At 71.2% G+C, this 24509-nt stretch carries 18 protein-coding genes; 4 read left to right on the top strand and 14 right to left on the bottom strand.

The features are described from left to right. Positions 1-6 precede the first annotated feature (6 nt). The 10 genes from ASF68_RS17805 to ASF68_RS17760 all read right to left on the bottom strand — a co-directional run bounded on the left by ASF68_RS17805 (position 7) and on the right by ASF68_RS17760 (position 13048). Entirely contained in the window at positions 7-1968 is a 1962-nt protein-coding gene (locus tag ASF68_RS17805) for a helicase HerA-like domain-containing protein (RefSeq protein WP_056014296.1), read from the bottom strand. A 67-nt stretch (positions 1969-2035) separates the two neighbouring features. Next, entirely contained in the window at positions 2036-3550 is a 1515-nt protein-coding gene (locus ASF68_RS17800; RefSeq protein WP_056014293.1) for a cryptochrome/photolyase family protein, read from the bottom strand. Positions 3551-3651: 101 nt separating this feature from the next. After that, the gene (locus ASF68_RS17795) at positions 3652-4815 is read right to left on the bottom strand and encodes a Gfo/Idh/MocA family protein (RefSeq protein ID WP_056014759.1); all 1164 of its coding nucleotides are present in this window, start codon (positions 4813-4815) and stop codon (positions 3652-3654) included. A 23-nt stretch (positions 4816-4838) separates the two neighbouring features. Continuing rightward, the gene (locus tag ASF68_RS17790) at positions 4839-5681 is read right to left on the bottom strand and encodes a sugar phosphate isomerase/epimerase (protein WP_056014290.1); all 843 of its coding nucleotides are present in this window, start codon (positions 5679-5681) and stop codon (positions 4839-4841) included. A 123-nt stretch (positions 5682-5804) separates the two neighbouring features. Beyond that, entirely contained in the window at positions 5805-7166 is a 1362-nt protein-coding gene (locus ASF68_RS17785; protein WP_082498795.1) for an MFS transporter, read from the bottom strand. Positions 7167-7476: 310 nt separating this feature from the next. Continuing rightward, positions 7477-8073 (bottom strand): TetR/AcrR family transcriptional regulator, encoded by a 597-nt coding sequence (locus tag ASF68_RS17780; RefSeq protein ID WP_056014753.1) that lies wholly within the window; start codon positions 8071-8073, stop codon positions 7477-7479. Between the two features lie 178 nt (positions 8074-8251). After that, on the bottom strand, positions 8252-9760 hold the full coding sequence (locus ASF68_RS17775) for an alpha-N-arabinofuranosidase (RefSeq protein WP_056014288.1): 1509 nt from the start codon (positions 9758-9760) through the stop codon (positions 8252-8254). A 123-nt stretch (positions 9761-9883) separates the two neighbouring features. Beyond that, complete coding sequence (locus ASF68_RS17770; RefSeq protein WP_056014285.1) at positions 9884-10900, bottom strand: LacI family DNA-binding transcriptional regulator; 1017 nt, start codon at positions 10898-10900, stop codon at positions 9884-9886. Between the two features lie 43 nt (positions 10901-10943). Beyond that, positions 10944-12017, bottom strand: coding sequence for a LacI family DNA-binding transcriptional regulator (locus ASF68_RS17765; RefSeq protein ID WP_082498794.1), 1074 nt, complete (start codon positions 12015-12017; stop codon positions 10944-10946). A gap of 245 nt (positions 12018-12262) precedes the next feature. Then, positions 12263-13048 carry a phosphatase PAP2 family protein gene (locus ASF68_RS17760; RefSeq protein WP_235526871.1) on the bottom strand — a complete coding sequence of 262 codons (786 nt, stop codon included), beginning with the start codon at positions 13046-13048 and terminating at the stop codon, positions 12263-12265. A 113-nt stretch (positions 13049-13161) separates the two neighbouring features. Between ASF68_RS17760 and ASF68_RS17755 the strand changes: the two genes are divergently transcribed. Then, entirely contained in the window at positions 13162-13590 is a 429-nt protein-coding gene (locus tag ASF68_RS17755; protein ID WP_056014282.1) for a YchJ family protein, read from the top strand. A 223-nt stretch (positions 13591-13813) separates the two neighbouring features. Here ASF68_RS17755 and ASF68_RS17750 read toward each other — a convergent pair whose 3' ends face one another. Continuing rightward, complete coding sequence (locus ASF68_RS17750; protein ID WP_235526870.1) at positions 13814-15055, bottom strand: multidrug effflux MFS transporter; 1242 nt, start codon at positions 15053-15055, stop codon at positions 13814-13816. A 342-nt stretch (positions 15056-15397) separates the two neighbouring features. On the opposite strand from ASF68_RS17750, the gene ASF68_RS17745 reads away from it, so the two are divergent. Both ASF68_RS17745 and ASF68_RS17740 read left to right on the top strand, forming a co-directional pair. Further along, complete coding sequence (locus tag ASF68_RS17745; protein WP_056014744.1) at positions 15398-17284, top strand: HSP90 family protein; 1887 nt, start codon at positions 15398-15400, stop codon at positions 17282-17284. Continuing rightward, complete coding sequence (locus ASF68_RS17740; RefSeq protein WP_056014279.1) at positions 17281-20190, top strand: hypothetical protein; 2910 nt, start codon at positions 17281-17283, stop codon at positions 20188-20190. The genes ASF68_RS17745 and ASF68_RS17740 overlap by 4 nt, the downstream gene beginning before the upstream one ends. Positions 20191-20245: 55 nt before the next feature. Here ASF68_RS17740 and ASF68_RS17735 read toward each other — a convergent pair whose 3' ends face one another. Continuing rightward, on the bottom strand, positions 20246-21226 hold the full coding sequence (locus ASF68_RS17735; RefSeq protein ID WP_056014276.1) for a cyclase family protein: 981 nt from the start codon (positions 21224-21226) through the stop codon (positions 20246-20248). A gap of 95 nt (positions 21227-21321) precedes the next feature. On the opposite strand from ASF68_RS17735, the gene ASF68_RS17730 reads away from it, so the two are divergent. Continuing rightward, positions 21322-22419 carry a hypothetical protein gene (locus tag ASF68_RS17730; RefSeq protein ID WP_056014273.1) on the top strand — a complete coding sequence of 366 codons (1098 nt, stop codon included), beginning with the start codon at positions 21322-21324 and terminating at the stop codon, positions 22417-22419. 18 nt (positions 22420-22437) lie between these two features. On the opposite strand, the gene ASF68_RS17725 is transcribed toward ASF68_RS17730, so the two are convergent. Continuing rightward, positions 22438-22758 carry a hypothetical protein gene (locus ASF68_RS17725; RefSeq protein ID WP_056014270.1) on the bottom strand — a complete coding sequence of 107 codons (321 nt, stop codon included), beginning with the start codon at positions 22756-22758 and terminating at the stop codon, positions 22438-22440. A 150-nt stretch (positions 22759-22908) separates the two neighbouring features. Further along, positions 22909-24426: an L-arabinose isomerase gene (gene araA / locus ASF68_RS17720; protein WP_056014267.1), complete on the bottom strand. Its 1518-nt coding sequence runs from the start codon at positions 24424-24426 to the stop codon at positions 22909-22911. Positions 24427-24509 lie beyond the last annotated feature (83 nt).

Below are 24509 nucleotides of genomic sequence, written 5' to 3'. Positions count from 1 at the left end.
CCGGGTTCAGCGGCGGCGGCGCGTCCCGAAGATCCCCTCGACCACGCCGGTGAGGATCGAACGCGTCGCCTTCGACCCGAGGATCTCCTCGAGTGGGCTCTTCGACGAACTCGACGTCGACCTCGTGGACGTCCGCCTCGTCGTCCCGGCGGTCTTCCGGAGGAGCCGCTCGTACTCGGCGTCCGCCTTCCGCTGGGCGGCGGCCTGCGCCTTGTCCGCCGCGGCCTGCTGCTTCGCGAGTTCGGCGGCGATGCGCTGACGTTCGAGCTCTGCTTCCGCGGCGAGGGCGGCCTGGTTCGCCTCCTCGAGCTTCGCGGTCAGGATCTCCCGCGCCGACTCCCGGTCGACGGGCGTCCCGTACCGAGCGAGGAGCGGGGACGCAGCGATGGTCGCGTCGATCGCGGCATCGGGTGTCGGCGACATGAGCCCCTCCGGCGCGCGCAGTCTCGTCCAGGCGACCGGCGACGGCGCACCCTTCTCGTTCATCACCGTCACGACCGCCTCGCCCGTACCCAGGGAGGTGAGCACTTCGCCGAGGTCGTACCCGGACGTCGGGTACGTCGACACCGTCGCCTTCAGGGCCTTCGCATCGTCCGGGGTGAAGGCGCGGAGGGCGTGCTGCACCCGCGAACCGAGCTGCGCGAGCACCTCCCCCGGCACGTCCTTCGGCGTCTGCGTGACGAAGAAGATCCCGACGCCCTTCGAGCGGATGAGCCGGACCGTCTGCGTGATCTGCGCGAGGAAGTCCTTCGACGCGTCACGGAAAAGCAGGTGCGCCTCGTCGAAGAAGAACACGAGCTTCGGTTTCTCGGGGTCGCCCACCTCGGGCAGGGTGTTGAAGAGGTCGGCGAGCAACCACATGAGGAACGTGGAGTAGAGCGCCGGCTGGTCCTGGACCCCGGGGACCTCCAGGAGGCTGACGATGCCCCGACCACTCGGGTCGAGGCGGATGAAGTCCGCGGTGTCGATCTCGGGTTCCCCGAAGAAGACGTCGGCGCCCTGGTCGGCGAAGGTGATGAGTTCGCGCAGGATCACCCCGACGGTCGCGCCGGACAGGCCGCCGAGGTCCTTCAGCTCGCTCTTGCCGTCGTCGCTCGCGAGATAGGTGAGGACGGCGCGCAGGTCGCTGAGGTCGAGGAGCGGGAGGCCGGCCTGGTCGGCGTAGTGGAAGACGAGACCGAGGCTCGACTCCTGGGTGGCGTTCAACCCGAGGACCTTGCTCAGCAGCAGCGGGCCGAAGGCGGCGATGGTCGCCCGGATGGGGACGCCCTTGCCCACCCCGCCGAGCGCGAAGTATTCCGTGGGCGTGGCGGCCGGGGTCCAGTCCTGGCCGATGCCGCGCGTGCGGTCGAGCAGTTTGGGGCTCGAATCCCCCGGCGTCGCGATGCCGGAGAGGTCGCCTTTGATGTCGGCGGCGAACACCGGGACCCCCGCGGCGGAGAGCTGCTCGACGAGCCCCTGGAGGGTGCGGGTCTTGCCGGTGCCGGTGGCGCCGGCGACGAGGCCGTGCCGGTTCATGACGCTGAGGGGGATGCGGACCTGCACGCCCGGAAGCGGATCTCCGTTGACCAGCGCACCCATCTCGAGCGCCGGGCCGTGCACGACGTAGCCGTCGCGGATCCGCACCACGTCGTCGAGACCGAGGGGGCCGGGGCCGATCGTGTCGGAGGTGAGCGCATCGGCGGGGAGCGCATCGGTAGCGAGCGGTTCAGCAGTCGCCGCGACCGCCGCCGACGGGACGACGGTGGTGGGCGCCTCGCCCGGAGCGCTGGCCGGAGCAGTGCCCGGTGCCCCGCCCGACGCCGTGATCCCGGCTCCAGCGAGCGCCGCCGCCGCTTCGGCGGCCTTCACCTTCGCCGCGGCGAGCGCCGCCTGCGCCTGGGCGGCTTCGAGTTCGGCCTGGGCCTGCTCGGCGGCAGCCTGGAGTGCGGCGATCTGCGGGTCGGATGCTGCATCACTGGGCGTCATGTGCCGAGCCTAGCGACGCGCTCCCCACCGGTCGAGGGGTCGCGCGAGGGCGGGACGGCCGCACCGCTCACCACTGTTCGCGCGTGCGCTCCTGGTCGACGACGGCGGCCAGGTCGGACAGCCGACGGAGTCCGGCGAGTGGCTGCGCCATGCGCGTGTTGTGTCGGATGCGCGGTTCGACGCGGTCGAGGAAGGCCCAGTACCCGGCGGTGAACGGACAGGCGTCGTCGCCCAACCGCACCTTCGGGTTGAAGACGCAACCCCCGCAGTAGTCGGACATCTTGTCGATGTACGCACCACCTGACGCGTATGGCTTCGTCGCGACGATCCCGCCGTCCGCGTGCTGCGACATCCCGATCACGTTCGCCGGCATGACCCAGGGGGTGCCGTCGACGAACATGTCGATGAACCAGTCGTTGAGCGCGACCGGGTCGTACCCGTGCTGCAGGGCCCAATTGCCGAGCACCATGAGCCGCTGGATGTGGTGCGCCCACCCGTGGCGGCGCATGCCGTCGATCGTCTCGCGGAGGCAGTTCGACTGGATGGCGGCGGCGTCGAGTTCGCGGAACGCAGCGGGGAGCGGCTCGTGCGCTCCGAGGGCGTTGTGGCTCGTGCGGTACGGCTCGCCGAGGTGCCAGTACAGGTGCCAGACGTAGTCGCGCCAGCCGATGATCTGTCGGGTGAATCCCTCGACGCTCGCCAGGGGTGCGCGACCGGCATGGTACTCCGCGACCACGGTCTCGACGGCATCGCGCGGGTCGAGCAGGCCGAGGTTGAGCGGCGCGCTCAGCAGGGAGTGCGCCATCGTCCAGTCGCCGCCGAGCATGGCGTCCTCGAACGGCCCGAAGTCGCCGAGCCTCGTCTCGATGAAGTCCGCGAGCGCCGCCTCCGCCTCGGCCGCGGTGGCCGCGAAGCGTCGGGGTCCGTCGTCGCCGACCAGCTGGACCAGCCCGTCGCGCTGCCACCGGTCGAGGTCCTCCCGGACCTCCGCGTCGATGTCGTCCTCCGCCGGCCAGAACGGCTCGGGCAGGCCGAGCCGGGCGGCGCCCTTCGGCGGCGGGTTCCGGTTGTCGTGGTCGTAGTTCCAGCGTCCACCCTCGGGCTGATCGCCGCGCATGAGGATGCCGGTGCGCTCACGGACGGTGCGGTAGAAGTCCTCGAGGAGGAGCCGCTTGCCGTCCCGCGTCGACGCCCACGCCGCGAAGTCCTGCTCCGAGGTCACGAAGCCGCGACTCGGCAGCACCCGGAGACCGCGCTCACGGACGAACCGCCGAGCCGTCCACGAGGGCGGATCGATCACCTCGAGGTCCGCACCGACGTCGATGACGTCCTCGTACCGGTCGACCTGGTGGAACTCGGCCCGGTCGCCCAGCTCGGCGGCCCGATGCCGGATCGCCGAGAGGAAGAGGTGGGCCTTCGCCCGGTGCATCGGTCGCTTGGTGAAGGTCGACCGCGACTCGACGAGCAGCATCGGCCCGCCGTCGTCGAACGCCGGGCCCAGTTGCCCGGTGAGGATCCACCGACGGCGAGCGGGAGCAGCTGCATCGTCGTGCTCGGCGACGCGCCGACCGGTGGTGTCCATCGCCTCAGGGTACGCGGGACGACGGACACCACCGGGGGCTTGCCGAGTCGGTCGGGCTCTGCTGCCGGCCCGTGCCGGCCCGGCTCCGCTCAGCGCTCAGCTCAGAGGGTCGCGGCGAACGGGTCCCAGTCCTCGGCCACGAGCGGCACCGGTGCGACCCGGCTCTCCACCTGGACGGTCTCGCCCGAGACGACGGACTCGTCGATCGACACGAGCGTGTCGAGCACGTGGTACCCGAGCGCTCCCGAAGCGAGCGGCTGACCGCCCGAGCGGATCGCGCGCGCGAGGTCGAGCACGCCCGTCCCCCGGCCCGCGAGCACCCCCTCGGTCGGTACGACCTCCCACTCCGGTTCCTGCTGCATGCGCTCCATCGGTGCCGCACGGGTGATCCGCACCTCACCGGTGAACATGTTCGGGTCGGGGATCACGAGGGTCCCCTCCGTGCCGGTGATCTCGACGACGCCCATCTTGGCGAGCGGTGACTCGAAGCTGAACACGCTCTGACTCACCCCGCCGTCGACGAAGCGGGCGATCGCACTGACGTGCGTCGGCACCTCGACGGCGAACTCCGTACCGACTCGATCGCCCTGCTGGACCGTGCGCGTCGCCCGCCCACGGGATCCCGCAGCGGAGACCGACGCGACCGACCCGAACACCTGCACGAGCGTCGTGAGGTAGTACGGGCCCATGTCGAACAGGGGTCCACCGCCCTTCGCGAACAGGAACTCCGGATTCGGGTGGAAGATGTCCGGGCCCGCGTACTGCATGACGGTCTGCGCCGTGAGCGGCTGCCCGATGTCGCCCCGGGCGATCGCGCGACGCGCGGACTGCACGCCGGGGCCGAGCACGGTGTCGGGGGCGATGCCGACGAGGAGGCCGGCCGCGTCCGCCTGCTCGAGGAGTGCCAGGCCGCTCGCCCGGTCCACACTGATCGGCTTCTCGGTCCACACGTGCTTGCCCGCGGCGATCACCTGGGAGGCGACCTGCGCGTGGACGGCCGGGATCGTGAGGTTGACGACGAGCTCGACGTCCGGGTGGGCGATGACGTCGGCGGCGGTCCCCCACGCGCCGACACCCCACTTCTCCGCCTGCGCCTTCGCGCGGTCGACGTCGAGGTCGCCGAGGATGACGACGGTCACGTCGGGGAACGCGGTGAGGTGCTCGAGGTAGGTGTCGCTGATCATGCCGGTGCCGATGAACCCGACGCCGACGGGGCCGCTGCCCTGCGCTGCGCGGGTCCGCGTGCCGTCCGCTGCCGTGGGCATCGTGCCGTCCGCTGCCGCGAGCATCAGCGGGCCACCGCTTCGGTCGAGACGAGCTGTTCGGCGACGAGCGCGTCCACGCTCGCCTGGATGCCGTCGAAGATGTCGCCGGCGCCGTAGTGGTCGAACTCGATGATGGCGAAGCGGGCCGATGGTGCCGCAGCGAGGGATTCGCGCAGCGGCACCTCGCCCTGCCCGAACGGGCGCTGGTCGAGGCTCGTCGGCGCGAACGGTGCGGCCCCCGGCGCGAAGGGGTCCGCGGGGAGCAGACCGTCCTTCACGTGGAGCGCCTGCACCCGGTCGCCGAGCCGGGCGAGCAGCGCCGGGACGTCCTGCCCGGCGGTCGCCGCCCAGAACAGGTCGACCTCGAGCGCGACGTCGTCACGCAACTGCTCGGCGAAGACCTCGAACGCGCTCCGGCCGCCGAAGGACGCGACGAACTCCTGCGAGTGGTTGTGGTACCCGACGCGGAGCCCGTGGTCGGCTGCGCGCTCGGCGGCGTCGTTCAGGCGTGCGGCGGTGTCCGCGACCGCGGCCTCGTCGAGCCAGCGGTCGGGGCTCACGAAGGAGTCGATGACGATCTCGAGGCCGAGCGCGGTGGCGGCGGCGAAGACGTCCTCCTGCGAGGAGACCGGCATCACCTGGTCGCCGAACCGGATCTCGTCGGAGAGGAGGGTGGCGTGGCCGGTGCGGGCGGCGAGCCCGTGGCGGTCGAACGCCTCGCGGAGCTCTGGGGCCCGGGAGACGAAGTCGAAGGCTTCGACGTCGCGGAGGCCCATCCCGGCCAGCCGGGCGAGCGCGGCGTCGAGTCCGTGGTCGAGGTGCTCCTTGATGCTGTAGAGCTGCACGGAGAGCGCTGGTGCGGTCATGGTGTTGCCGTCCGTTCCGACGCCGACGTTGGCGTCTGTGGTGATGGTGGTGGTCTCGCGGGAGTGCTGGCGCGTGAGTGCTGGCGCGTGAGTGCTGTCGCGGGGCAGGCTGGTGGCGGTCGCTCAGCCGCGGGTCGCGATGGACCCGGTCACTGTGCCGTCGGCGTTGCGGATCATGCGGTGCCGGACCGGGAGGATCGTCAGCGCGCCGAGGACGCAGATGACGCCGGCGCCCCAGAACAGCGCCGTGTAGTTGTTGCCGAGCCCGCCCAGCCCGAGCAGGACCGCACCGACGGCTCCGGCGAGCGACTGCGGCAGGGCGTTCGCGATGTTCAGCACCCCGAGGTCCTTGGCCGCGTCGTCCGGGTTCGGGAGCACGTCCACGACGAGCGCCGTGTCGACCGCCACGTACACGCCGTACGCCGCGCCCATGATCGCCTCGACCGCGTAGAACATCGGGACCGTCGTCGTGTGGGCCAGCAGCACGAGCCCCAGCGCGAAGACGACCGTCGAGCCGATCACGAAGACCTTGCGGTTGAGCATGCGGTCGGAGAGCCAGCCGCCGACCTTCGCGAGCACGACGAGCGCGATCGTGTAGATGAGGACGCCCAGGGTCAGGGTGTTGACCGCCTCCTGCTCGGTCAGCCCGACCTCCTCCTGCAGGAAGAACAGCCGGAACGCGACGAAGAGGAAGGACGCGAGCGTGAGCAGGAACCGCGAGAGCCAGACCCAACCGAAGTCGGGGTGCTTGAGCGGGTTCACCCAGAAGGTGAAGAGCAGTCCCTTCCACCCGCCGACGTCCGGACGCTTGGTGATGGGGCGGTCGGGCAGGACGAAGCAGTAGAGCCAGACGGTGATGAGCGCGAAGACGGCGGGTGCGACGAAGAGGAGCACCATGTTCGTGACGAACCAGCTGGCGACGAACGCTGCGGCGAGGATGCCGAGGTTCTGCATGACGCCGACGTTCGCCGAGACGCTGCCGCGCTGCTCAGGCGGCACCTGGTCGGCGATCGTGGTGAGCAGCGGGCCGAGGATGGCGTTGCCCGTAAGCTGCGCGAGGCACCAGCCGACGATGAGCACCGGCACGCTGGGCGCGAGCGCGACGATGGTGAGCGAGACGACGAAGCCGATCGCACCGAGGAACATCCACGGACGACGACGGCCGAAGCGCGAGAGCGTCAGGTCGGAGAGGCGGCCGATGACCGGGTTCGCGACGAGGGCGAACAGGGCGGCGATCGAGAGGACGTTGCCGTTGACGACGGCGGCCTGATCGCCCGGGACGAGCTGCTGCGTCTTCAGCGCGAGGCTGACCGTGACCGGCGCGAGCAAGGCGACGAACAGGCCGAACTGGGCGAGGGCCATCGTGCTGACGACCCGCTTCGACGCCCGCTCCGTGGGGCCGCTCGGGCCGGTGACGAGGCTGATGTAGGGGCCGCTCGAGGCTCGCTGGCCGGTGGGTTTGGGGCCGCGGGGGGTGGTGGACATCCGGATTCCTCTCAACGCTGAGCTGCGGACCGGCTCTGGTCCACGGATGGTGCGGTGCTGGCGCGATCGCGGTAAACCGATCACTGCACGGGTTTGAGTATATCCATGAAACCCGAGTGGTCAATAGGTTTTCACGGATCCACCCGACACCCGTGGTGGAGCGCCGGCGCGGTGCGCTGACGCGAGCGCGGGTCATGGAGGTGAGCGCGCCCCTCCGAAGACCCGCGCTCGCGCAGGTGGGGTGCGCTCGCGTCAGCGCACCGCGCCAGCGTCGTCCCGAACACTCACGCGCCGGAGCCCCGCGCTCGCGTCAGCGCACAGCGCCGGCGTCGTCCCGGACGAGGAGGTGCCAGGCGCGCTCGAGGTCGCCACCCATGTCGATCGACGGATCGAGACTCCACTGCACCTGCAGCCCGTCCGCGATGGCGATCATGATCCGCGCCACGTGCTCGGCGTCGAGCTCCGCCCGCACGACGCCCTCCGCCTGTCGCTCACGCACGACCTCGACGAGACTCCGCCGCACCCCGGCGACGTGCTCGACGAAGAACTCCCTGGCCGGGTGGGCCGGATCACCCGCCGCGGCGGCCATGGTGAGGTAGAGCTCCACGAGTCCCGGGACGTCACTGTTGTGCCGCATGACGGCGACGAGCCCCTCGATCGCGTCCTGCGACCCGGTCGCCGCGAACTCCTCGGAATCGACCGCGTCGCGGACCCGCAGGATCGCGGCGAACAGATGCTCCTTCGATGCGAAGTAGTGCATGAGCCCGGGCAGGCTGACCCCGACCTCGCGGGCGACCTCGCGCAACGACGTGCCCCGATACCCCTCGCGCGCGAAGACCGCGAGGGCCACGCGCAGGATCTCCTCCCGCCGCGCGACGCCCTTCGCGTAGGATCCCCGAGCCGTCATGTGCTGATTGTAGGGCTGCACGACGAGGGCGACGAGGGGGTTCCCCACTCGTCGCCCTCGGGTGCCCTCGACCAGGTCCACAACTCAGGACCGGCCCGGCGCGTCGGTGCATGAGCCGGCCCCCGGCAGGCGCCACGCCGCGGCCGTCCTGAATTGTGCACCACAACCCCCGAACGCGTCAGGCGCCGAGCGCGACCGCCGTCCACGACACCGGCGGCAGCGTGATCGTCAGGGTGCCGTCGGCGAGGACGGCGCTCTCGTTGGCGACGAGGCCGACGCGCTCGCGGTCGTCGATCGTGTTCTTCGCGTACACGTCGTCGTCATGGATGCCGGTCGCCTCGACGACGGACCCGACGCCGAGCGCCGAGACGTCGACGGTCACCGTGATCGCCTCGTCCTGGCTGCGGTTCACGAGGAAGACCGCAGCGGTCCCCGCCTCAGCGTCGTACGTGGCGACCGAGTCGACGAGCGGTGCGTCGCCGTGCACCTTCGTGGCGTAGCTGGCGACCTCGATGCGCGGTGCGATCACCACACCGGCGGCGAGCCGGCTCGTGACCGAGAACGGGAAGAAGGTGGTCTGCCGCCACGCCTCCCCGCCCGGCTCCGTCATGATCGGGGCGATGACGTTCACGAGCTGCGCGAGGCTCGCCGAACCCACCCGGTCGCTGTGCTTCAGCAGCGTGATGAGCAGGTTGCCGAACACCACCGCGTCGGCGACGGAGTACACGTCCTCGATGAGCCGGGGCGCGTAGGCCCACTCCTCGATCGTGCCCTCGATGGCGTTCCACTCGTCGAGGTACCAGACGTTCCACTCGTCGAAGGAGAGCTGGATCTGCTTGTCGGAGTGGCGCTTGTGCTGCACGTGGTCGGCGGCCGCGACGACGGTGCGGATGAAGTACTCCATGTTGAGCGAGGAGGCGAGGAACGAGCCGAGGTCGCCGTCGCGCTCCTGGTAGTAGGCGTGGCAGGAGATGTAGTCCACCGAGTCGAAGCTGTGCTCGAGGACGGTGCGCTCCCAGTCACCGAAGGTCGGCATGGAGGAGCTGGACGAGCCGCAGACGACGAGCTCGAGCTTCGGGTCCACCATCTTCATCGCCGACGCCGTGCGGGCGGCGAGCTTGCCGTAGTCGTCGGCGGACATCGCGCCGACCTGCCACGGGCCGTCCATCTCGTTGCCGAGGCACCACATGCGGATGCCGTAGGGCTCCGGGGCGCCGTTGGCGATGCGTTGATCCGACAGGGCCGTGCCGCTCGGGTGGTTCGTGTACTCGAGGAGGTCGAGCGCCTCGAGGACCCCGCGGGTACCGAGGTTGACGGCCATCATCATCTCGCTGCCGGTGAGCTTGCACCAGCTGGCGAACTCGTCGACGCCCACCTGGTTGGTCTCGAGCGAGTGCCAGGCCAGGTCACGACGCACAGGCCGGTCCTCGCGGGGGCCGACGCCGTCCTCCCAGCGGTAGCCGGAGACGAAGTTTCCGCCCGGGTAGCGGATGGTGCTCGTGCCGAGTTCCTTGACGAGCTCCACGACGTCGCCGCGGAAGCCGTCGGCGTCAGCCGTGGGGTGGCCGGGCTCGTAGATGCCGTCGTAGACGCACCGACCGAGGTGCTCGACGAACGAGCCGAAGATCCGGCGGTTGACGGGGGCGACCGTTGCGTTCGGGTCGATCGCGAGGCGTGCGGTGACCATGGGCGGTCCTTTCGATGGACGTCGTCGTCGTTTTCCAACGTTGAAGGTAAACGTTGTAATTGCAGTCTGCCCGCGGGTCCCCGGGCTGTCAAGCGCGACGATGCACGCCGGAGCGGGAGGTCGTCAGCGGGTGGTCGACTCGCGTTGGACGAGCTGGAAGTCGGCGTACACCCGGCGAGCGGGCCGTGCGTCGTCGTCGGCCGATTCGATGCGCTCCACCAGGAGGTCGACGGCGGTGGACGCGATCTGCTCGCGGCCGGGCGCGATCGTGGACAGCGACGGCAGGGAGTACCGGCCCTCGTCGATGTCGTCGAAGCCGATGACGGCGACCTCCTCCGGCATGCGGATCCCGCGCTCGGCGAGGACCCGGATCGCTCCGAGGGCGAGAGCGTCGTTGAACGCCACGATCCCGTCGAACCGCAGGCCCTCGTCGAGCATCTCCCGCATCGCGACCGCACCGTCGAAGCGGTGCCAGACCGCGACGTCGCGCACGAGCTCGGGGGCGACGGGCAGACCGGCGGCCTCGAGTGCGGCGCGATAGCCGGCGAAGCGGAGACTGGCCGAGCTGACCAGGTCGCCGCGGTGGGCGCCGAACGCGACGACCCGCCGACACCCGATCGACAGGAGGTGCTCCGTCGCGGCCCGGGCCCCCTCGGTGTTGCGCATGGTGACGTGGTCGTTCGGCGCGTTGAAGATCCGCTCCCCCAGCAGCACCATCGGGATGGAGACGTCCTCGATGACCGCCAGGTCGTCGTCGCTCAGCTGCAACGCGCTGTAGAGGACACCGTCGACGGCCCGCAGCCGGGCCCCGCGCAGCAGGTCCGCCTCGCGCGCCAGGCCTCCACCGCTCTGCTCGATGAGCAGGGACAGGCCGCGACGGGCGGCCGCGCGCATGACGGCGTCGGCGAGCTCGGCGAAGTACGCGTTGCGGAGGTCGGGGACGATGAGGCTGATCACGCCGGAGCGACCGGAGCGGAGACCACGGGCGGAGAGGTTCGGCCGGTAGCCGAGTTCCGCGATCGCGGCGAGCACCCGCTCCTTCGTCGCCGCCTTGATGTGCGGGTAGTCGTTGACGACGTTCGAGACGGTCTTGGCGGAGACACCGGCGAGCTTCGCCACGTCGTGCAGGGTGGTCGCCATGATCCTCCTCGGCGGCGACCGCATCGGCCGCTCGGTACGCACTCTACAACGTTGAAGGGATCCCGCTCCGGCCGCCGGCCACGTCCGTCGCGGACGTCGTCGCCCCGCCCCTCGGCGCCGTCGACTCCCGCGGCACCACGCGGAAGCCACTGACGACCGCGCGCGGTGCCTGCGGCTCGCCCGTCTCACCGATCCGCTCGATGAGCAGCTCGACCGCGCGCTCGGCGATCTCCTCGCGGCCGATGTCGACCGTGGACAGGGCCGGCAGGGCGTAGCGCGTCTCGTCGAGGTCGTCGAACCCGATGATCGCGACGTCCTCGGGGATCCGCCGCCCGGCGTCCTGCAGCACCCGCATCGCGCCGAGCGCCATCGCGTCGTTGAACGCCACGACCCCGTCGAACGGGATCCCCGAGGCGATGACCTCACGCATGGCGTTCGCGCCGTCGCTCCGGTGCCAGCTGACGACCGTGCTGACGTAGTCCGGGTCGGCCTCGATGCCCGCCGCGGCGAGCGCCTCCCGGTAGCCCTGCAGCCGCAGCTCCGCGGGCCCGAGGGTGTCGTGGGGGTCGGTGCCGAGGGCGACGATCCGGCGCCGCCCCAGGGCGAGCAGGTGTTCGGTCGCCGCGCGGGCGCCGTCGACGTTCGCCATGGTCACGTGGTCGCGCTCGCCGTCGAAGACCTGCTCGCCGAGCACCACCATCGGCCCGTCGGGGAGGAGGGCGCTGTCCTCGCGGTCGAGGCTGAGCGGGCTGTAGAGGATGCCGTCGACGAGCTGCATGCGGGGGCCGCGGAGGATCTCGAGTTCGACGTCGCGACCACCGGCGACCTGCTCGATGAGGACCGAGAGCCCGCGCGCCCGCGCCTGGCGCATGACCGCATCCGCGAGTTCGGCGAAGTAGGCGTTGCGGAGGTCGGGGATGATGAGGCTGATGACGCCCGAGCGACCGGAACGCAGGCTGCGGGCGGAGAGGTTCGGCCGGTAGCCGAGTTCGGCGATCGCCTGCTCCACCTTGGAGCGTGTCGCGTCGCTGACGTAGGGGTAGTCGTTGACGACGTTCGAGACGGTCTTGATGGAGACACCGGCGCGCGCGGCGACGTCATGCATCGTGATCGACACGCGTCTCCTCCCGGCCCGGCTCAGCTGTCAGCAGACTACCCGTCCGGCGTCGCCCCCGGCGTGACCCGCCTGCGGATGGTGGCCGTCGCCAGCGCGGTGCGCTGGACCGAGCGCGGGCCTGTGGCGTGAGCGCGACCCTCCGGAGGGGTGCGCTCACGCCGGAGCCACGCGCTCGCGCCGGTGCGGTCGGTTTCGGGCCGGCGCACCGCGCTGACCCGACCGCGAGCTGGCCGAGTCGGGGTCCGTCAGGCGTCGGCCAGCGGGACGCGTTTCTTCGGTTCCGCCGACATCCGTTGGAGCAGCGGGACTGCGACGATGAGCGCGACGCCGGCACCGAGGAGGAGCCCGCCGACGGTGTCGCTCACCCAGTGGGCGCCGAGGTAGGTCCGCGACAGCATCATGAGCAGCGTGTAGGCGACCCCGATCAGCCAGACCCAGACGCGCGGGAAGATGATCCCGAACGCGACCGCGATGGTCGCGGCGTTGGCACTGTGGCCGGAGGGGAACGACCCGAAGTCGGCGTGCACGAGGATGTCCTCGGGCCTCGACCGCCCGACGATGTTCTTGATGACCTGCACGGCACCGGCGCTCAGCGCGGAGACGAGTCCGAAGTACAACGCGGCCCAGGGGCGACGCAGCAGCAGAAGCACGGCGATCCCGAGCAGCGGCACGATGAAGATCGCGACGACGCCGCCGCCCAACCAGTTCATGACGAGCGCTGCTTGGACGAGCCACGGGGAACGCTCCTCGAGCACCTCCTGCATCCACTCCTCGTCGAACCCGAACGGGGCGTTCGGCCCGCGCTGGAAGAGGAGGACGCCGAGCAGGAGGACGAGCACCACGGCGATGGCACCGCTGATGAGCGGCCACCGGCGGGACACCTTCGCGGCCAGCTTCGGGTCGGGTCGGATCGACGACGGATCGGGGTCCATCGCGAGTGCATCCTGCTCGTCCAGCGTCGGCGGGACGCTCTCGTGGAGCTCCGGAGCCGGTCCGGCTGCGGGGTCATCGTGGTCGTCAGGTGCCGTCATCGTCCCATCATGCCGTGTTCGGCATGGATCACGTGCGGGCTTGCGCCCAGCGGATGGAGCCGCACGAACCCCGTGGTCACGACGCGGACGCGGGCGCGGGTGATACTGGGACGATGACCGCCGACGACCCGACCGCACACCTTGCGGACGACGCCCGATGCCCGTGCCTCTCCGGCGAGACCTACGGCGCCTGCTGCGGACGGCTGCACCGCGGCGAGGCTGCGGCTGCCACGGCGGAGGCGCTCATGCGGTCGCGCTTCTCGGCGTTCGCGGTCGGCGACGCCGGCTACCTCCTCCGCACGTGGCACCCGAGCACGAGACCGGCTGCGCTCGAGCTCGACGACACGCTCCGCTGGTACCGACTCGACATCCTCGCCACGGCACGCGGCGGTCTGCTCGACACCGAGGGCATGGTCGAGTTCGTCGCGCACCACAAGATCCCGGGCGTCCGCGGCTCCGCCGGGAGCCAGCACGAGCGGAGCCGGTTCTCGAAGGACACCGGTGCCTGGACCTACGTGGACGGCATCGACCCCGGAGTATGAGCGGGGGTCGTCGCCCGAGCCCACGGTCCAGCCAGGGACTCCAGCGCGGTGCGGCGACGCGACCACACCGAAACCGGCGCCAGCGCGGTGCGGTGGCGCGAGCACACCCGGATCGGCGCCGGCGCGGGTCAGCGCGGTGAGCGCGCCCCTCCGGAGCACCGCGCTCGAGCCGTAGCCCCGCGCTCGCGTCAGCGCACCGCGCTGGCGCAGCACAAGAGATGCGTCAGCCGGCGAGCGCCGGGACCTTCTTCGGCTGCACGATGAACCAGAGGGCGCAGACCGACACGACCGAGGTGGCGGCCATGACCGTGCCCATCGGGATCGCGGTGCCGATGCCGAACACCCCGACGATGGGCGAGATGATCCCGGCGAGACCGAAGTTGAGCGCGCCGAGGAGCGACGCCGCCGTTCCGGCCTCGTGTCCGTGGTTCGCCAGGGCGAGGACCTGGACCGCCGGGAATCCGAACCCGCAGGAGAGGATGAAGAAGAACAGGGGTACGAGCACCCCGAACAACCCGACGTCGGCCATGGTGAGCGCGACGATCGTCAGCGCGGAGATGAGCTGCACGATCGTGGTGCAGGCGAGGATCCACTGCGGACCGTACCAGCGCATGAGGCGCGAGGAGATCTGCACGCCGGCGACGATCCCGAGCGAGTTCACGGCGAACAGGAGCCCATACTCCTGCGCGTCGAAGTCGTAGACCTCCTGGAACAGGAACGAGGAGCTCGACAGGTAGGCGAAGAGCCCGGAGAAGCTCATGCCGCCGATGAGGGCGACACCGACGAAGACGCGGTCACTGAACACCGAACGGTAGCGGTCGCGCACGGTGCTGTGACCGGCGTCGCGACGCCGTGCCGGCGGCAGGGTCTCGACGATCCACAGCGACACCGCGACCACGACGAACAGGCCGTACGCGGCGAGGAAGACGAACAGCCCCCGCCAGTCGAGGACGAGCAACAGCTGGGACCCGATGACCGGGGCGGCGATCGGCGCGAGGCCGTTGACGAGCGCCAGGCGCGACAGCATCCGCACGAGGGGCTTCCCGCCGAAGAGGTCGCGGACCATCGCCATCGCGACGACACCGCCGGCTGCGGCACCGGCACCCTGCAGGACCCGGAACACCATGAGCCAGCCGATGTCGGGTGCGAAGGCCGCACCGACCGAGGCGAGGATGTGGATGCTCGTCGCGAGGATGAGCGGCAGGCGACGACCGACCTTGTCGCTCCACGGCCCCATGAAGAGCTGCCCGACCGCGAACCCGATGGTCGTGCCCGTGAGGGTCAACTGGATGAGGCTGACCGGGACGTCGAGATCCTGTTCGAGGATGGGGAACGCGGGCAGGTAGAGGTCGATCGTGAACGGGCCGAGCGCGGTGAGGGCGCCGAGCACGAGGATGTAGACGAGGCGCTGCCGGCCTGAGAGCGAGTCGCCCGGGTGGACGACGGTGATTCCTGCGGTGTGCACGGGTGTACGGATTCCTAGCGAGGTGTGGGTGGAGCGGGCGGCGGTGCGGGAGGCGGTGCGGAACCGATGTCGAATCGATTCGAGAACGAGGATCAAGGCTAGCAGCCGGTGGCACCGTTCCGCGACGACATCCGACGCCTGATCCGTCGCGATCTCGCTCCACAGCCGCTGTGCGGCGGGCTGACCGCGCCGTTCCCGCAGGAGGGACCCAGCGTCCGTTTCGCGACGCCCGCTAGGCTGTTCCGGCTGCAGGTGACCGCGGTCGAGACGTCCGCCAAGCCGCCTGACCGGAACCGGTGGCCCGCCGGTCTCCGACGCAGCAGCCGCCGACGGAAGAGAGCCATGCCAGACGACGCCCGAGCCCCGCTGCCGTTCCAGGTCGACCTCCGCGGAGTCGTCGACCTGCTGAGCCGGCACATCTACTCCGGCCCGCGCGTCTACCTGCGCGAACTCCTGCAGAACGGTCGCGACGCGGTCGCCGCCCGTCGCGCCGAAGACCCGACGGCACCCTCCGGCGCGCTGCTCATCACCCCGCATGTGGCTGGCTCACCCGGCGGCGCCGGCTCGCCCTTCCGCTTCCAGGACAACGGGATCGGGCTCACGCGCGACGAGGCGGCCGAACTCCTGGCCACGGTCGGGCGCAGCTCGAAACGCGGCGACCTCGACGAGCTCCAGCGCGGCGACTACCTGGGCCGGTTCGGCATCGGACTCCTCAGCTGCTTCATGGTCGCCGACACCATCACCGTCCACAGCCGCTCGGCCCGCGGCGGACCGGCCATCGAGTGGATCGGCCACACCGACGGCACCTTCACCATCCGGGAACTCGACGAGCAGACGACCGCCGCACGCCCGATCGGCTCGGAGGTGCTGCTGGAGCCGCGCCTCGACGGCCCGCTCCACGACGGCGGCCTGCTCGGGCACGGGGCGGTCCTCGGCCTGGCGACGAGCTTCGGGCGGTACCTCGACCTCGACGTCGATGTGGCCGACCCGACGACGTCGACCACCACGCGGGTGAACGTCGAGCCGGTGTTCCGCACGCCAACGACCACCCCGCGGGAGGAGCTGCTCGCGTTCGGCGAGGAGCTCCTCGGCACACGCCCCTTCGACGCCGTCGAGATCGTGGTGCCCGGCACCGACACCCGGGGCACCGCCTTCGTCCTGCCTTCGCCACCGCCGCCGGGTGCACGGCAGGCGAGCCGGGTCTACCTGGGCGGCATGCTCCTGAGCGAGCAGGTCGACGACCTCCTGCCGGACTGGGCGTTCTTCGTCCGCTGCATCGTCGACACCACCGGCCTTCGCCCGACGGCCTCGCGCGAACAACTCGTCCAGGACGACGCTCTGGAGTTCACGCGGGAGGCGATCGGCGCCGCGCTCCGACGCTGGATCCTCGACCTCGCCCGCCAGCGCCCGCACCGCTTGCAGGAGTTCATCGGCGTCCATCAGCTCGGCATCAAGGCCATCGCCGCGCACGACGACGACCTCGCGACCGCGGTGGTCCGGTGGTTGCCGATCGAGACCTCCGCCGGCACCATGACGATCGACGAGCACCTCTCGCAGACCGGGGTCATCCGGTACACCGCGACGCGGGACGAGTTCCGGCAGATCGCCGCGGTCGTCGCCCCGGCCTCCCCGATCGTCAACGGCGGGTACGTCTACGACCAGGAGATCCTCGAGCGCCTGCCGTCGTTGATCGACGGCGTCCGGGTCGAACGGGTGACGGTCGCCGACGAGCTCGACAACCTCGAGCCACCCCACCTCGACGACCTCGCCACGACGACCGCCTTGGAAGACCGCGCCAGCCGCGTGCTCGACGAGGTCGAGTGCCGGGTGTCCGTCAGGCGCTACCGCCCCGACGATCTCGCGGCCCTGTACGTCGCCGACCCCTCGGTGCTCCGCCGCCTCGAACGCCACCGTGCGGCCGCCGTCGCCCCCGGCATCTGGTCCCAGGTCGTCGGCGCGGTCGACTCCTTCCTCGCCGAGGCGAAACCGGACGACGGCGACGCGACGGCCGCGGCACGCCTGTGCCTGAACTGGAACGCGGCGCTCGTGCGCCGGCTGGCCACGCTCGGCGACGACCTCGTGTTCGAGCGCAGCATCCAACTCCTCTACGTGCAGGCGCTCCTCGCCGGCCACCGCCCGCTCGAGGCCCGCGACCGCCGCATGCTCGACGCAGCCATGACCGACCTGATCGGCCTCAGTGTCGGTCTCGACGACAAGGAACTCCGATGAACGACTCCGCAACCACCCCCGTCTCCACCGACCTCGACCCCGACGCGAGTGTCGACGACCTCCTCGCGGAGGCCGACACCCTGCCGTGCGGCCCCGCCGAGCGCGCGCTCCTCGACGAGGCGCTGCGACGCGCCGACGCGGCCGGCGACGAGGAGGCCGCGTACGCGACCCGGATGCGGCTGACCCAGTCCGCCCACATGACGGGCGACACCGACACCATGTTCAGCTCCTTCGGGTGGTGCGTCGGCAAGCACGACGCCGACCCGCAGCGCTTCCCGATCACGGTCGACGGCTGCGACCTCCTCTTCCAGTACAAGTGGATGGCCGGACGGTTGTCGACGAACCCGACCTTCTCGCTCGCGCAGATCGAGGCCATGCACCAGGACATGCAGGCCAGGTACGCGGCGGCCGGTGCCACGATGAGCGGCGTCGTGCAGTCGCAGTTCCACATCGCGACGGTCACCGGACGGCTCGACGAGGCGGCGACGCTCCTCGAACGCCGGTCGAGCATCGAGGACGACCGGTACAGCCACTGCGAGGCCTGCGTCCGCAACGAGGACGCCTGGTTCCATCAGCTCCGCGGGCACGACGAGGAGGCGATCCGGATCTACGACGAGATGTTCGAGAACCGCATGAGCTGCGGCGAGGAGCCGGAGACGAGCGAGGCCCAGGCGCTGCTCCCCTACCTGCGCGCCGGCCGACTCGACGACGCCAAGGCGGCCCACCAGCGCAGCTACCGGGTGGCGCGTTCGAACGCGGACGGCTTCGGCATCATCGCCGACCACCTGATCTTCTGCGCGGTCACCGGTAACGAGGCACGTGGCCTCGCGATGCTCGAGCGTCACCTCCCTACCCTCGTCAACGACCCCATCAACCTGTCCGGGCACACCGACGGCCTCACCGCGGTCGGCGTGCTCCTCGACGCGGTCACGCGGGCCGGCCACGGTGGGCTGCCGGTGCGTGGCGCCGACGCCCCCGAGCTCGCGCGATACCTCGGGGTGGCGCCGGCCGACGCCACCGACGGTGCCCCGCGCGACGACGCGGACTGGACCGTGGCCGCGATCGCCGAGCGGGCGTGGGCCTCGGCCGAACGGCTCGCCCGGGCGTTCGACGAACGGAACGGCAACGACTTCCGCACCGCGCGGCTCGAGGCGGCTCGCGCGCTCGCGACGGAGCACTGGGACCTCCCGCTCTCCGTCGAGGGCTTCGCCGCACCCGTCGTCGAACCGGAGCCGGCGGCCTCCGCCGCCGAGTGGCGCGAACGCACCTCGGCCCTCCTCCAGAGCGCCGACACCACGGGGGCGATCGTCGCGGCCGAACAGGGTCTCGCCCTGCTCGCCGACGAGTCGGACCCGGACGAGAACCTCCGCGCCGGGCTCTTCGGCGTGATCACGCAAGCGGCCGTCATCGAGGGCGACGAGGGACGCGCGGGTACTGCGTGGACCGACCGCGGCATCGCCCTCCGTGCCGCCGGCCGAAACGCCGTCGCCGAGCTCGAGGGCCGGTTCGGTCCAGCGCTCCTCGGCACGGCCACGGAGGACCGACTCACGGCGCTGCTCGCGGAACTCGACGAGGCCCGCCTCGTCCCCGTCGATCCCGACCGGCTCATCCACACCCTGGTCATCACCGCCCGGCATGCCTTCGAGCTCGCCGGGCAGCAGACCGAGCAGGAGGCGGCGGAGCGCTTCATGGGGATCGCCGACCGACTCGCCGGCGAGGCCGTCCTCGCCGCGGCCGTCGACGATCCCGGCGAGGCCGGTCCACCGGCGCGGCTGCTGCACGCCCACCTCTTCGCGGTGACCGGACGGATCCAGGAGGCCGAAGAGCTCCTCGACCCACTCCTCGAGCCCGGGCAGCGGGCGTCTGTCCGGCTCCCGGCGCTGACCCTCCGCACCCGCATGCTCGGCGGAGCCGGGGCGTTCGCCGAGGGGGTCGCCCTCGCCGACGAGCTCGTCGGCCTCCAGACCACGCTCGGCAACCGGCTCGGCATCATCCAGGCCTGCACCCTCTCGGCCGCGCTCCTGAGCGACGCCGACCGCGACCGCGAGGCGGCGGCCCGGATGCAGCTCGCGATCACGCATGCTCGGCGAGCCGAGGTCGAGGACGTCGATTCGCTCACCCTGCAGCTGGCCCGGTACCTGCAGTTCGCCGGCGACGCCGCCACGGCCCTCGAGCACTATGACGAGGTCTACCAGGCGCGGCGCGAGCAGGCGGCCCCCGGTGAACTCGCGGACCTCCTCGCGAACATGGGCGAGGCGGCGCGCATGATCGGCGAACACGGCATGGCGTACGGGGTGTGGCGTGCTGCGCTCGACGACGCCGCCGCGGTCGGGAACGACCAGGTCGTCATCCGCACGGGCTTCGGTCTGAGCACCCTGCTCCTCCAGTTCGAGGACGACGATGCGGTCGAGGTCGTCGACCAGGCCCTCGCGGCAGCGCGTCGTCTCGAGGATCCGCAGCTGCTCGTCCAGGCACTCCAGCGGGCGGCGAGCGCACGGGCGGCGTTCGGCGACGACACCGGGCTCCCCTGGTTCGAGGAGGCCCGCGGGCTCGCGACCGCGCACGAGGCGGCGTGGCTCGTGGCGGACATCACCGATTCGGAAGCCAGGGCCCTCGGCGCGCTCGGACGGGCCGACGACGCGACGGCGACCGCCCGTCGCGCGGCGGCGGGGTTCGTGGCGGCCGGTGACGAGAACGGTGCCGCGGTCGCCGAGGTGTTCGGGGCGCGATCACGTGCGGCGGTCGACGACCACCTCGGCGCGGTCGAGCTGTTCCGTTCCGCGCGCGGGAGGTTGCCTGCGGGTTCACCGGACTGGACGACGGTCACGGCCGAACTCGCCGACGCGCACGAGCGGTTGGAGCAGCACACGGACGCCGCGCTCCTGCGCGCCGAGATCGAGGAGTGACGGACGCCGTCGGACGGGTGCCCGGAGCGCCCGTCCGACGGCGACGGTCCCGGGCCTAGGGCAGGCGGGCGAAGGCGCGCACCGGGAACGTCGCGAAGCCCTCGACGAGTGGTGGGGTGGCGGTGAACGTCGCGCCGCTCGCGGGCAGCTGCTCGAGACCGGTCAGGTGCTCGACCACCTGGATCCCGGCGTCGAGCAGGAGGGAGTGTGCCGGGCGCGCTCCGCCGGAACCCGCCTCGGTGTCGTCGATGTTGATGGAGTCGATGCCGACGAGGACCACGCCCTGCTCGACGAGGTGTCGGACACCGTCCTCCGCGAGGAAGGGCGCGTTCGAGCGGTACGCGTCGCTCTCGAAGTGCCGGTCCCAGCCGGTGTGCAGGAGCACGGCGGTCCCGCGCAGCTCGCGGTCGAGGAACACGTTCGCGCCGATGCCGCGCTCGGACGAGTCCTCGAGGTGGAAGACCTCGGCTGGGAGGTCGACGAGTCGGTCGAGCGTCAGGCTCGCGAGGTCGCCTCCGCCGGCGTAGCGGTGGAACGGGCTGTCGAGGTAGGTGCCGGTGTTGCCGATCATCTCGATGACGTCCATCGCGAACTCGGTCCCCTCCGCGTAGTTCGCGCGTGAGTCCTCGCGCGTGAGGAAGGGGCGGATCACCGGCTCCGGCAGGCCCGGGTAGGTGCGGAGTCCGGCGCGGATCGGGTGGCTCAGCTCCACGAGCCGTCCCTCCGGGCGCGGCCGCCGCTGCGTCTCAGCCGTCGTCTCAGCGGGGAGCTCGAGCCCCGCGGCCGCCGCTGCAGCGAGGATGCCGCGCGAGCCCTTGTGCTGTTCGCGCACGATCTCGAGCTTCGTGATGCGGATCTCACCGACCATCGCCAGCCCGAGGTGGGTGACGAGGAGCCGGCCGACCTCCTGCTGCTGCGCCTTCCCCTTCGCCTGGGCGATGGCGGGTGGCAGGTCGAGGCGGAAGTCCTCGACGGCGAGGCCACCGCCGTTCAGGAAGCTGACGGAGGCATCGAGGACGGCGCGTTGTTCGGTCATGCCTTCATTCTGGCGCGTGGCCCGAGCCGCGCCGAGGGATTCCCGGCCATGCCTCGCTGATTTCCGGCCACGAGCGCGGAAGTAGGCTGAAGGACGTGCAGGCGCTCCCCGAACCACTCGACACGAGTGCGCTCACCCGACCGTTTCCCGGCCACGAGGTCCGAGCGCAGTGGCCGGCCTTCGTGGCGGAGGACCGCGACGCACGCGATCGCATCGGGCGACTCCGACGGCTCACCACCACCCTCGGCGCGTTGGGCGGGCTGTTCGGCATCTTCTTCTTCGGACTCGTCGGCCTGCTCGCCTACGCGCAGGGCGGCCGGAACGCCGGTGGGATCGCCTTCGGCATGGGCACCCTCGTGGTGGTCATGATCCTCCTCGCCGTGATCCTCGTCCGGATGACGGTCCGGGTCTGGTCGCGCAGGACCCTGAAACGCACGCACCTCCGTCTCGCGGCCTTCGCCCAGGCGAACGGGTTCGACTACCGGGTCGGTCCCATCGCCCTGCAGCGCGACATGCCCTGGTGGAGCCGCGGGTCCGCGAACCTGCACCGGGTGTTCCGGAGCCGGGAGCCGCGCGGCATCGAGATGGCGAACTACGAGGTCATCGGCAACCGCAAGAACCTCGCGGCCCCCTTCGGCGGCTACTGCGCGCTCCGGATGCCCGTGGCGCTCCCCCACATCCTGCTGCGCGCCCAGGACGGCCGCCGCCGAGGCATGACCGGTGCCGGCGCCCCGGCCGACGCGCAGCGCCTCAGCCTCGAGGGCGGGTTCGACCGCCACTTCCAGCTGTACTGCCCGATCGGCTACGAGGCCGACGCGCTCTACCTGTTCACGCCCGACGTGATGGCACGCCTGCTCGACCACGTGCGGGGCTTCGACGTGGAGATCGTCGACGACTGGCTCCTCCTCGTGACCACCAAGGACCTCGTCACGACCAGACCGGAGGACTGGCGGGACATCGCCGACGCCGTCGATGCGCTCGACGACCGCGTCGAACGCTGGGCACGGTGGCGCGAGACCCGAGGTGACCGACGGAGCGCCGCGGCGGACGAATCGGCCTCGACGAAGACGGCGGCCGGCCGGGTCAGCACCCGCGGTCGGCGCCTCGCCGTCCGGATGAGCCTCGACGACATCCTCATGTGGAGCGCGCTCGCACTCTTCGTCGTCGGCTTGGTCTTCGGGCTCCTGCGTTAGCCGGCCCGAGCGGTCCGGTCAGTCGCCGTACTCGTCGAGGAAGGTGTCCGAGTCGGCTTGGAGTGCACAGCCCTCCGCCGCGGCCTCCTCGGGCGTGCGGTCGCCGGCGTCGACGATCCGGCTCGCCTGCTCCTCGATGCAGCGTTCCATCGCCCGCTCGGCGGCCGCCGGATCCGCCGCGGCGAACCCGCCCGTCACCGCGACGATCGCGAGGACCGCGCCGACACCGGCGACGAGGACGGTCCCGCCGATCGCGAGCCGCCAGCCGAGCCCGGTGCGTCCGGTCGCCGCTTCCTCGTCCTGCCCCGGTGCCCCGGCCTGCTCGAACACGTCCGTCATCGGTCGACCCCCGTCGTTCCACGCGCCACCCCCGGCGCCTCGCCTCAGGCTAGCAAGCGCCGACGTCGCACCGCACGATCGGTGACGCCGGAACGCAGGACGGCCTCCCACCGTGCGGTGGGAGGCCGTCCTCATGGGACTGCTGGTTGCTTAGAAGCCCTGGGCCAGACGGTAGTAGGCGTTGTTCCAGCGGACCTCACGCTGGAAGTCACGCGTGGTCGTCGACTCGTCGATCACGAGCAGCTCGGTCTTGGCGATCTCGGCGAAGTCGGCGAAGACCTCGACCCCGACGGCCGTCGACATCACCGTGTGGTGCGCGGCACCCGCGGTGAGCCAGGCGGCGGCCGAGGTCGCGAAGTCGGGAGCCGGCTTCCACACGGCACGACCGACGGGCAGCTTCGGCAGCGCCTCGATGGGCTGGACCACCTCGACGACGTTGGCCGTCAGGCGGAAGCGGTCGCGCATGTCGCTCATGGCGACGACGACGGCGGGGCCGGAGTCGGCCGTGAAGACCAGGCGCACCGGGTCCTCCTTGCCGCCGATGCCGAGCGGGTGCACCTCGAGCGTGGCGCGCGCGGAGGACAGCGTCGGGCTGACCTCGAGCATGTGCGCCCCGAGGATGAGCTCGTTGCCGGGCTCCATGTGGTACGTGTAGTCCTCCATGAGCGAGGCGCCGCCGGGGAGGCCTGCACCCATGACTGACGCGGCGCGCACGAGGACGGCCGTCTTCCAGTCACCCTCGGCACCGAAGCCGTAACCGTCGGCCATGAGGCGCTGGACGGCGAGACCGGGCAGCTGGCGCAGCTCACCGAGGTCCTCGAAGCTCGTCGTGAACGCGGCGAAGTCGCCGGCCTCGAGGAACGAGCGCAGGCCGAGTTCGATCGCGGCGCCGTAGCGGAGCGACTCGTGCCGCTCGCCGCCCTTCCGCAGCTCGGGGACGACGTCGTACAGCTCCTCGTACTCGGCGACGAGCGCGTCGATGTCGGCGTCCGTCGAGGCGTGCACGGCCTCGGCGAGTTCGTTGACGCTCCAGGTGTTCACCTGCACGCCGAACCGCAGCTCGGCCTCCGTCTTGTCACCCTCGGTGACGGCGACGTAGCGCATGTTGTCGCCGAAGCGGGCGAGCTTCAGCTCGTGCGTGGCGGCCCAACCGGCTGCGGCGCGCTGCCAGGTGCCGACCTCGCGCTGCACCCGCGGGTCCGACACGTGCCCGACGACCGTCTTGCGGGCGACGCCGAGACGGGTCTGGATGTAGCCGAACTCACGGTCGCCGTGGGCGGCCTGGTTGAGGTTCATGAAGTCGAAGTCGATCTCCGACCACGGCAGCTCGACGTTCGCCTGCGTGTGCAGGTGCAGGAGCGGCTTCTGCAGGGCGTCGAGGCCGGCGATCCACATCTTCGCGGGGCTGAAGGTGTGCATCCAGGTGACGAGGCCGATGACGCTGTCGTCGGCGTTCGCGTCGAGCATCGCGCGACGGATGGACTCGGAGTCCTTGAGGACGGGCTTCCACTCGATCCGGACCGGGACGTCGGCGGCGGCGCCGAGCTCGGCCGCGATGGCCTGTGACTGCTCGGCGACCTGGCGGAGGGTCTCCTCGCCGTAGAGGTTCTGGCTGCCGGTGAGGAACCAGACGGTGTAGTGGTCGAGGGTGGTGGTGGGCTTCGGCATGGGTGGGTCTGCTTTCTGGTCTGGAGTGGTGTGCGCGGTCCCTGCCCGTCGACGAGCTCAGGGATGGGGAGGGACCGGGGTGC

This window comes from Plantibacter sp. Leaf314 (assembly GCF_001423185.1).
Lineage (GTDB): Bacteria > Actinomycetota > Actinomycetes > Actinomycetales > Microbacteriaceae > Plantibacter.
The sequence above is the reverse complement of the archived record's forward strand: the minus strand, read 5'-3'. Positions and strand labels throughout refer to the sequence as shown.